The following is a 7,679-nucleotide window of genomic DNA, read 5'->3' on the forward strand; positions in this document are numbered from 1 at the left end:
CCTCCACATCTCGTGACCCATTCATCAAATAATTTTGGATTTTTTTTAAATTCTGCGACGCTATAGGTTTTTTCACAGCCAGCAGCGATAATTCCAGTGCCAAGTAGCAATGTTGTTATGAGAACTTTATTCATCAATATTTCCCCTTTTTCCTTTCAGTTTTACAAGTTTTGAGCACAATCTTTAAATTATGCTTGTGTTATCGGTTTTTATAACCAGTGATGATAAATTGAGATGACAGACATAATGTTGCCATAAATCTATTGTATAGTTAGTAAGGCTCTTTAAGTTGAGCAGCTAAAGCGCAATAGCGATGTGTAATGGTGCTATCCATTGTCTTTGTAATGGGATTCATCAACATATTGTCTATCTTAGTGAATATGCCTTTGGTTACTATTGCCATTTAGATGCTCCGCTCTTCATCGTGTCTTAATTGTTATTTTGTTGTTGTTCAGCTTCTCTTTTAGCGCGTTCTCTTGCTTCTCGTTTAGCTCTCATTTTTTCAATCCAAGCGTCTTGTTCAGCTTTCAATTTTTCCATTGATTTGCGATTTTCTTCGTCAATTTTACGACTTCTTTCTGCTGCTTTTGCTTCATACTCTTTCTGAAGTTCTAAAAATGCTAACCGCATGTTTTCACAATTTTTTGAAGTTCCTGCAAATCCACATTTCGCATCCCACTCTAGGCGTAATTTTTCATCTTTTTTAAATTCTGCAACGCTATAGGTTTTTTCACATCCAGCAGCGATAAGCCCTGTGCAAAGTAGCAATGTTGTTATGAGAACTTTATTCATTATTTATTGTCCTGTTGTTGTTTAGCGCGCTCTTCTGCTTCTCGTTCTTCTCGCCTTTTATTTATTTTCTCTAGAGCTTTATTATAATTTTCTAACGCTCTCTTAGAATGTTCTTCATCAAGTTCCTTCGCGGCTTGTCGCACATTTTGACAATTTTTCGAATTATCAGAAGCTCCACACTTCCATTGAAACTCTCTTATTAAGCTTTCATTTTTTTTAAATTCTGCGACGCTATAGGTTTTTTCACATCCAGCTGTGATGAGCCCAGTGCAAAGTAGCAATGTTGTTATGAGAACTTTATTCATGATTAATGACTGTCCTGTTTCTTTTCAGATTCTTGTTTATCGTCATTTGTTGAGCCAGTTCTCCCCCATCCCCATGTTGGAAGACTCTCACGATAAGCTTGCTCTGCGTTTTTACAATTTTGCGAATCGAGATCCCCTGATGTCATACATTTCATTTTCCATTTTTCGTATAATTTGTGATCTTTTTTAAATTCTGCGACGCTGTGGGTTTTTTCACATCCAGTGGTGATCAGCCCTGTGCAAAGTAGCAGTGTGGTGATGACGATTTTCTTCATGGCGTGCTCCAGATCTTATCTATTCTTTTCTGATCCTCTTTAATTCTAGCTCGCCATTCAGCGTCTTCTTTAATTCTCCGTTTTTCAGCTTCAGCTTCCCATTTTTCAATTCGTTCTTCTTCAGCGCGTCGCTTTGCTTCTTGTTCTGCTTTCCATTTTTCATGTTCAGCTTTTCTTTTAGCTTCTTCTTCTTTTTGCTTTTTTTCCCATTCTTCTCTACGTTTACGGTTTTCTTCTTCAGCCTTTTTCCTGCGCTCTGCCGCAAGTTCGTGATCGGCTACTCTTACATTTTCACAATTTTTTGAAGTTCCTGACCATCCACATCTCACAGCCCATTCTTCAAATAATTTTTTATCTTTTTTAAATTCTGCGACGCTATAAGTTTTTTCACAGCCAGCTGTGATGAGCCCTGTGCAAAGTAGCAATGTTGTTATGAGAACTTTATTCATTATTTATTGTCCTGTTTCTTTTCAGATTCTTGTTTATCGTCATTTGTCGAGCCAAAGCCTCCCCATTTTTTACGGGTTTCAAGTTCAGCTTGCTCTGCATTTTTACAATTTTTCGAATTCAAATCCCCTGACGTCAAACATTTCACTAATACTTCTTCCATCAGTTTTTTATTTTTTTTAAGTTCTTCTACGCTGTGGGTTTTTTCACATCCAGTGGTGATGAGCCCTGTGCAAAGTAGCAATGTTGTTATGATGATCTTGTTCATATTCAAGCCCCTCTTTTTTCTCGTTTATTGACCACGCATTTTTTGGGCTAAAGCTTTGGTTCGTGCTTTAAATTCTTCTATTTCACGTCTTTCTGCCGCTTTTTCTTCTGCTTGTTGAATCATTGCGGCGGCTTGCATTTGAAGGACTTGTGTTTGGAGTTTTGCTTGTATCGCTTCTAGTTGTGCTTGAATGCCTTGAATTTTACCCGCATCTTCAGTACTTCCAAGTTCGTCAAGGAGCTTGGTAATGTTTTTTTGTGTTTCACTGGCTTCTTCGTAGACGTCTTGTCCTTTGGCTGCTTGTCCTACTACGCGCTGTTCGGCTTTTTTCACTTCTTGTGCGTAAAAAGCATCTACTGCCTCTTTTGAGTCTGCGCCCCCCGCGGGCTCTTTGTATTTAAGCTCTTCTTGCCATTTTTGCGTGTTTTTGCTGCCACCGCCGCCGCCGCCACCACCGCTGCCCATCGATTGTTGAAAGTGGTTAAAGTCTGAAGGAAGGGCGCCACTGCTCCCTTGCTTGTTAAACATCTCTTTCAATCCCGAAATGTCAGGCTTGACATTTAAGGAGTTATATAACTGTTTCGCTTGATCGAGTTGGCTCTTTAATTGCTCAAGCTGTTGTGCACCTTGTTGAATTTGTTGTTCTGCTTTTGCAACTTGTTCTCTCAATCTTTTGGCTTGCTCTATATTTTCCAGCAGTATTTTATAATCAAAGGGACCACCTCCAAATGCATTTGCTTGAGGTCCAAAAGAAATTGCGCAAAGAGCTGTTGCCAATAAAAGTTTTTTCATTGTTTTGACCTTTCTTGAAAAATAGGAAGCCATTTTTCTGGAGATTGTCCAACTTCATCCATAATGGTCTCTAGGAGTTCAATATTCTTGGTGGTGCCACTTAAAATGGCTATTTCATCATCAAAGCCGCGTAAATTCAGTTCTGCTACAACTGAACTTTGTCCTTGTTTGATGAGAAAACGCCGTGACTCACGGCTTAATTCTGATTGTATCAGGTTAAATTCTCTGTCCGATAATTTAAAACCTTCTACATAATCCCCATGATTGCCCTTTTGATTGGGAAAATAAATCTGTGTTGGGCATTGCTCTATAATGGTGTGGGCAATGGTCGAATTGATTGCATCTTTGGGAGATTGCGTTGCAAACAACATCAAACCATTTTGTTTACGGATAGTTTTCAGCCTGTCTTGCGCAAAGGCTTTAAAGGAATCATCCTCTAAGGCTTTCCAAAACTCATCAATGACAATGATAATACGACGCCCATCAATCAGAGACAAAATCCTATGAAAAAGATACATCATTAAGGGGGGACGAATTTCATTATTGTCTAAAAAATCCGTCATGTCATAACCAATAAATTTTGCATCAATGCCAATGTCGTCATCAGGATTGTCAAAAACCCACCCTAAGGCATTGCCTTTACACCATCTCTCTAAACGACCCGCTATCCCCTCCCTGTGCGTGGTGTCAAAAAACATTTGTAAGGCCGATATTGTCCGTTGTTCTTTTGGCAACAAGGCAAGTTGGTCAACAGCAGCAGAAATATCTTGTCTTTCTGATTCACTGATCTTTTGATCTTCAGACGAAACAAGCTTTATAATCCATTGGCGTAAAAAAACTCTATCTGCTGGATTGTTATAGTCTAAGCCTTTTAGCGGTGCTATGCCTGTCGGTCTACCATTCTTCAAGGGCATATAAGTGCCGCCACCCGCTCTGACAAAAAGTTCTGCACCCCGATCTTTATCAAAAAAGACCATATTGGGATCATGCTTTTGAAGTTGCGCTAAAAGAAAATTGACAATAACCGTTTTCCCAGAACCAGAAGGACCACACACAAACGTATTGCCTAAATCACCAAAGTGAAAGTTAAAATAAAACGGTGAACCAGCAGAGGTTTTCATCAAGGCTACCGCTGGTCCCCATACATTGCCATCTATTTTTCCAACCGGAAAAGAATGAAAAGGAGAAAGCGCTGCATAGTTGCGGCTTGTTATTGCACCAGAGCGGGTGCGATAAGCATAATTGCCAGGCAATTGTGCCCACCAAGCTGCTGCTAACCCTAAGTCTTCCCGCGCAATGACAGCCCCACCATCTGTAAGACGAGAACGCGCTTTGGCAAGATTATCCGCTAACTCTTGCGGCGTATCAGCAAAAACTGCCAATGATAAATGATGTTCCCCTAAAACAAAACGATTGGATTCAAGATCATCAAGCGCATCATCCAGTTCCATAATTTGTGAACCTGCTCGATCTCCTGCATTGACCATTTGATTCTGTTTGCGCCCCATAATTTGCTTGGCAGCATTTTTGCTCTTGAAAATAAAAGATTGGGTGAAAATAAACTCAAAGGGAAGGGTGAGCAAACCATCCGCCATGCCTACCCTAGTTTTTGCTGGATATTCTTTCCAACCAAACATGCCCGCAAACCGCTGTGCCGCCTCATAGCGTATTTCTATGATCTCTTTCCCAAAAATGAGACGGTCTGAATAAACAGTCGAAGCTATCGTCCCCCATGTGAGAGGTATCCGTTCACGACGACCTCCCACCAATTGGTGGATAAACTCACTTTGCTGCGAATAAATATTACCTTCATGTTCATAAAGACTCAGTCTTTTTGCACCATAACGCTCTAAATTTTGAATAAGATCTGTGGTAATATCTTCAAGCTTGCGAATGGACTCTGCATCAACTTCTGTCTTTTCTTGCTTGGCTTTGCCTAAACGTTTGAAAAACTCCACTAATTTATCCGTTTGATCAACGTGTGGATTCCACAAAATAGAAAGATAAAGATCATTGCGATAAAGCTCCTGTGAAATCATCCGCTCGCGATATTTATCATCTAATTGCTTGGCAAATGCCGATCTGAAATTCCCATCCGGATAAATCGTTTCACGCTTTCTGATAATATGGCTATAAAGCGCTATCCGTTCATCCGCTATGTTTTTAAACAGATTATTGAGCTGTTCGTGAAGCACATTCAGATCAATAATATCCGCTGTCTCAAAGTTAATCCCTTCAAGTTTAATAACGCTCATGAGAGCGCGTGAATCCAGCGCAATGATGTGTTTATTGACATGGCGCACATAAGGAATGATCGCCTCTGGCTGCTTTTCACGTTTGCGCTCTGTTCTATTCATTGTAATTCCTCATAATTACGAATTAATCGTAATGGAGAAATACTTCCCCCACCCCATAGACTCGAATTTCTGGCAAAAATAGATGTCTTTTGCCATGTCAGAAGAATACGAAATTTGTTATGGTCATGCTTTAGGATTTCCTTGAATATGAAATGCAGCATCACACCAAAGGTTAGAAGAAAAATATTGCCTGCCATAATGAACAATATCATTGTTCCTATCCCATTTAATCCCATAGCTTCCACTGTTACGCCCGCAATCATTGCAGGGCGCGTGCAAGCAAGAAATAACGTATCTTCTGTTAGCTTGTCATGCTCTTTCATGGCTTTGAAAGGCAAAGTTTAATGGGAAAACATTGATACGATTTGCGTTGCACCCATAACAATGCCGATGCCAACACAAACGAAAAAAGCTTTACGCATTTCAACATAACCAGCAATCCATGCAAGCCCAATACCAGCAACCGCAATGGTTGCAATTGATGTTGCAATTTTTCCTGTTAAAGCTTCAATTATTTTATCAAGAGCAGTTTCAATTTTTCCGAAGCCGCCATCAGCAAATGCTGGTTCACTCAGTGCCATGAAGGCAATAAACAGCATCAATGCTGCTGTTAACCATTTCTTTTGGGTGTTGGATAGAATAGTTTTTTGTAAGGTATGTTCATTAATGAACGAATTATTCATGTTTTTCATGAAAATTCCCCCGCTTTATGTTTAAGTTAATCACAAAATTAATATTCAAAATATTAATCGGGAATCATATAAATGAAAAAAATAAATTTTTCTATCGATAAATTAATAATATTTAATCTTTTATTATTTAATGAACAAAAAATATAGTAATATTCAAAATGATACTTTTAAAATATCTTCGAGCAGCGCCTAAATATATTTTCTTAATTTGTATTATTATTTTAGGATACTTTTATTTCAGTCAACATACTGAAAATATTATGCAATTTTCTCTTTTTGAAGGATCAGAAAAGACAATTGGAAACCCCGTTCAAAGTCCGAAGTCACAATTGATAGATTATGCAAACCAACAAGACGTAAATCAACAAAATGTGGTATTGCATCCAGAACCACTCGCATCACAATTTTATGAAGAAAATGTGCCGGTCTATTCCGGTGCTATACAGGTTACAAGTGGTGTGACCTTTAAAATGATCACGCTTGTAGATGATGGATGGAGAAAAAAGATCATCCGTGATATCCGTTTATATGGTGTGGAAAGCTGTGAAATGAGGCAATTTGCCTCACGCAACGGAGTTAAGTGGCCTTGCGGTGCTTTTGTTACGGCTTGGCTTGTTTCAAAAACAATTGATAAAAAGGTTACTTGTCGGCAAGCACGTGTCGTTCAACAGGTTCATTATGCACAATGTTTTGTAGATGGGGTTGATCTGGCGCGGTTGGGGCTGGCAGAAGGGTTGATGGTGTTGACAAAAGATCAGCATCATTTTCCATCCCCCGCAGACTATAAAACTCTACAATCTGCTGCTCAAAAAGCACAAAACGGTTTATGGTCGAGCCAATTTCAACAACCAGAAGATTGGCGAAGAGATCATGGGAGCTATAATCCCATTGACCATAATTAATATTGACCATTATTAATAAAGCGTTCTCTCAAGCGCTATTTAAAAATCAAGACAATATTCTACTGCAAATCTTATCAGAAAAAAGTTAATGATAATCCACGCAGTCCTTGGTGGACAACGCTCGTTATGAAAATTTGTTGTGTTTAAAATATCCTTATAGGTTGTTTACTATAGCGCTATGGGAGAGCGCGTTTCCTTGGCTATACGTCATTTCGTTTTGCTTTTTAAATGAAAAGCTCTTCGCTTCTCAAACTCTTAATAATCGCACCCCAAAATCATGACATCAAACCTGCATTTAAATGAGAAGGCTAAAAGCCTTAAGTTTTAAAGGCTGGGAAATTCTGTAAAAGCGTATCGTTAGGCGCACGTGTGCCCCTTATCAATAACCAAAAGGCTTATCTTGTTCTTTTCTCACGCGGCTTTGAGATCATGATTAAAGAGAAAGCTTATAGGGGGATAAGTCAAAAGAAAGTGATGAAAATAATAAGGTATTTTAAGTGATATATATTTGAAAATATTATAAAAAAGACAAGAAAAGATAATAAATGGGTATTTTGTTATATAAATACTTAGCGTTAAGCGGATAGGTTATGAAAAGCCTTTCCAAAGTTTTTAAAACTGATTGTCTTCATACGTGTTAAAGTGTACAATGACGTTGTCGGGTGTGAGTTACACAAAATACTCTTTTAGTTAGAGATTGATAACTCACATTTTATTGTCGTAGGGTATTTTTTAAAATGCATGATCACGATCTGTAGAGGTTAATTCTTCATCAAAAAACTTTTTAGCTTGTTCTTCTTGTTGGGCTCTACGTTTTTCCTCTTCACTTTTACCACAACCTGTAATATT

11 protein-coding genes and 1 pseudogene are annotated in these 7,679 nt (G+C 38.6%); 1 reads left to right on the plus strand and 11 read right to left on the minus strand.

The annotated features are described in order from the left end of the window. From ACFINE_RS08765 to ACFINE_RS08815, 11 genes and pseudogenes are all read right to left on the minus strand, one after another. Positions 1 to 134, minus strand: a 134-nt coding sequence (locus ACFINE_RS08765) for an EexN family lipoprotein (protein ID WP_375621776.1), incomplete at its 3' end; no start/stop codon positions are given. A gap of 137 nt (positions 135 to 271) precedes the next feature. Beyond that, positions 272 to 403, minus strand: a complete 132-nt coding sequence (locus tag ACFINE_RS08770; RefSeq protein WP_375621768.1) for a hypothetical protein — start codon at positions 401 to 403, stop codon at positions 272 to 274. A 26-nt stretch (positions 404 to 429) separates the two neighbouring features. Further along, positions 430 to 792, minus strand: coding sequence for an EexN family lipoprotein (locus ACFINE_RS08775; RefSeq protein WP_375621769.1), 363 nt, complete (start codon positions 790 to 792; stop codon positions 430 to 432). After that, entirely contained in the window at positions 792 to 1,097 is a 306-nt protein-coding gene (locus ACFINE_RS08780; protein ID WP_375621770.1) for an EexN family lipoprotein, read from the minus strand. Before ACFINE_RS08780 ends, ACFINE_RS08775 begins: the two co-directional genes overlap by 1 nt. A gap of 2 nt (positions 1,098 to 1,099) precedes the next feature. After that, entirely contained in the window at positions 1,100 to 1,372 is a 273-nt protein-coding gene (locus ACFINE_RS08785; protein WP_375621771.1) for an EexN family lipoprotein, read from the minus strand. 137 nt (positions 1,373 to 1,509) lie between these two features. Next, positions 1,510 to 1,821 (minus strand): annotated as a pseudogene (locus ACFINE_RS08790) (EexN family lipoprotein); the annotation flags it as partial. Next, the gene (locus ACFINE_RS08795) at positions 1,821 to 2,087 is read right to left on the minus strand and encodes an EexN family lipoprotein (RefSeq protein WP_375621772.1); all 267 of its coding nucleotides are present in this window, start codon (positions 2,085 to 2,087) and stop codon (positions 1,821 to 1,823) included. The gene ACFINE_RS08795 and the pseudogene ACFINE_RS08790, both read right to left, overlap by 1 nt. 24 nt (positions 2,088 to 2,111) lie before the next feature. Then, entirely contained in the window at positions 2,112 to 2,879 is a 768-nt protein-coding gene (locus ACFINE_RS08800) for a type IV secretion system protein (protein ID WP_375621773.1), read from the minus strand. Continuing rightward, complete coding sequence (locus ACFINE_RS08805; protein WP_375621774.1) at positions 2,876 to 5,236, minus strand: VirB4 family type IV secretion/conjugal transfer ATPase; 2,361 nt, start codon at positions 5,234 to 5,236, stop codon at positions 2,876 to 2,878. Before ACFINE_RS08805 ends, ACFINE_RS08800 begins: the two co-directional genes overlap by 4 nt. Beyond that, positions 5,233 to 5,559, minus strand: a complete 327-nt coding sequence (locus ACFINE_RS08810) for a type IV secretion system protein VirB3 (RefSeq protein WP_273790924.1) — start codon at positions 5,557 to 5,559, stop codon at positions 5,233 to 5,235. The genes ACFINE_RS08805 and ACFINE_RS08810 overlap by 4 nt, the downstream gene beginning before the upstream one ends. Before the next feature lie 18 nt (positions 5,560 to 5,577). Beyond that, positions 5,578 to 5,928 carry a TrbC/VirB2 family protein gene (locus ACFINE_RS08815; protein WP_375613238.1) on the minus strand — a complete coding sequence of 117 codons (351 nt, stop codon included), beginning with the start codon at positions 5,926 to 5,928 and terminating at the stop codon, positions 5,578 to 5,580. A 158-nt stretch (positions 5,929 to 6,086) separates the two neighbouring features. Here ACFINE_RS08815 and ACFINE_RS08820 point away from each other — a divergent pair, with 158 nt between their 5' ends. After that, positions 6,087 to 6,830 (plus strand): nuclease, encoded by a 744-nt coding sequence (locus ACFINE_RS08820; protein WP_375621775.1) that lies wholly within the window; start codon positions 6,087 to 6,089, stop codon positions 6,828 to 6,830. Positions 6,831 to 7,679: the final 849 nt, after the last annotated feature.

The organism is Bartonella sp. AA97HXZ (genome assembly GCF_042196985.1).
GTDB lineage: Bacteria > Pseudomonadota > Alphaproteobacteria > Rhizobiales > Rhizobiaceae > Bartonella.

Excerpts from the sequence above, each read along its gene's own strand:
- ACFINE_RS08770 (WP_375621768.1), bottom strand. The coding sequence starts at position 403 with ATGGCAATAGTAACCAAAGGCATATTCACTAAGATAGACAATATGTTG.
- ACFINE_RS08775 (WP_375621769.1), bottom strand. The coding sequence starts at position 792 with ATGAATAAAGTTCTCATAACAACATTGCTACTTTGCACAGGGCTTATC.
- ACFINE_RS08780 (WP_375621770.1), bottom strand. The coding sequence starts at position 1,097 with ATGAATAAAGTTCTCATAACAACATTGCTACTTTGCACTGGGCTCATC.
- ACFINE_RS08785 (WP_375621771.1), bottom strand. The coding sequence starts at position 1,372 with ATGAAGAAAATCGTCATCACCACACTGCTACTTTGCACAGGGCTGATC.
- ACFINE_RS08795 (WP_375621772.1), bottom strand. The coding sequence starts at position 2,087 with ATGAACAAGATCATCATAACAACATTGCTACTTTGCACAGGGCTCATC.
- ACFINE_RS08800 (WP_375621773.1), bottom strand. The coding sequence starts at position 2,879 with ATGAAAAAACTTTTATTGGCAACAGCTCTTTGCGCAATTTCTTTTGGA.
- ACFINE_RS08805 (WP_375621774.1), bottom strand. The coding sequence starts at position 5,236 with ATGAATAGAACAGAGCGCAAACGTGAAAAGCAGCCAGAGGCGATCATT.
- ACFINE_RS08810 (WP_273790924.1), bottom strand. The coding sequence starts at position 5,559 with ATGAAAGAGCATGACAAGCTAACAGAAGATACGTTATTTCTTGCTTGC.
- ACFINE_RS08815 (WP_375613238.1), bottom strand. The coding sequence starts at position 5,928 with ATGAAAAACATGAATAATTCGTTCATTAATGAACATACCTTACAAAAA.
- ACFINE_RS08820 (WP_375621775.1), top strand. The coding sequence starts at position 6,087 with ATGATACTTTTAAAATATCTTCGAGCAGCGCCTAAATATATTTTCTTA.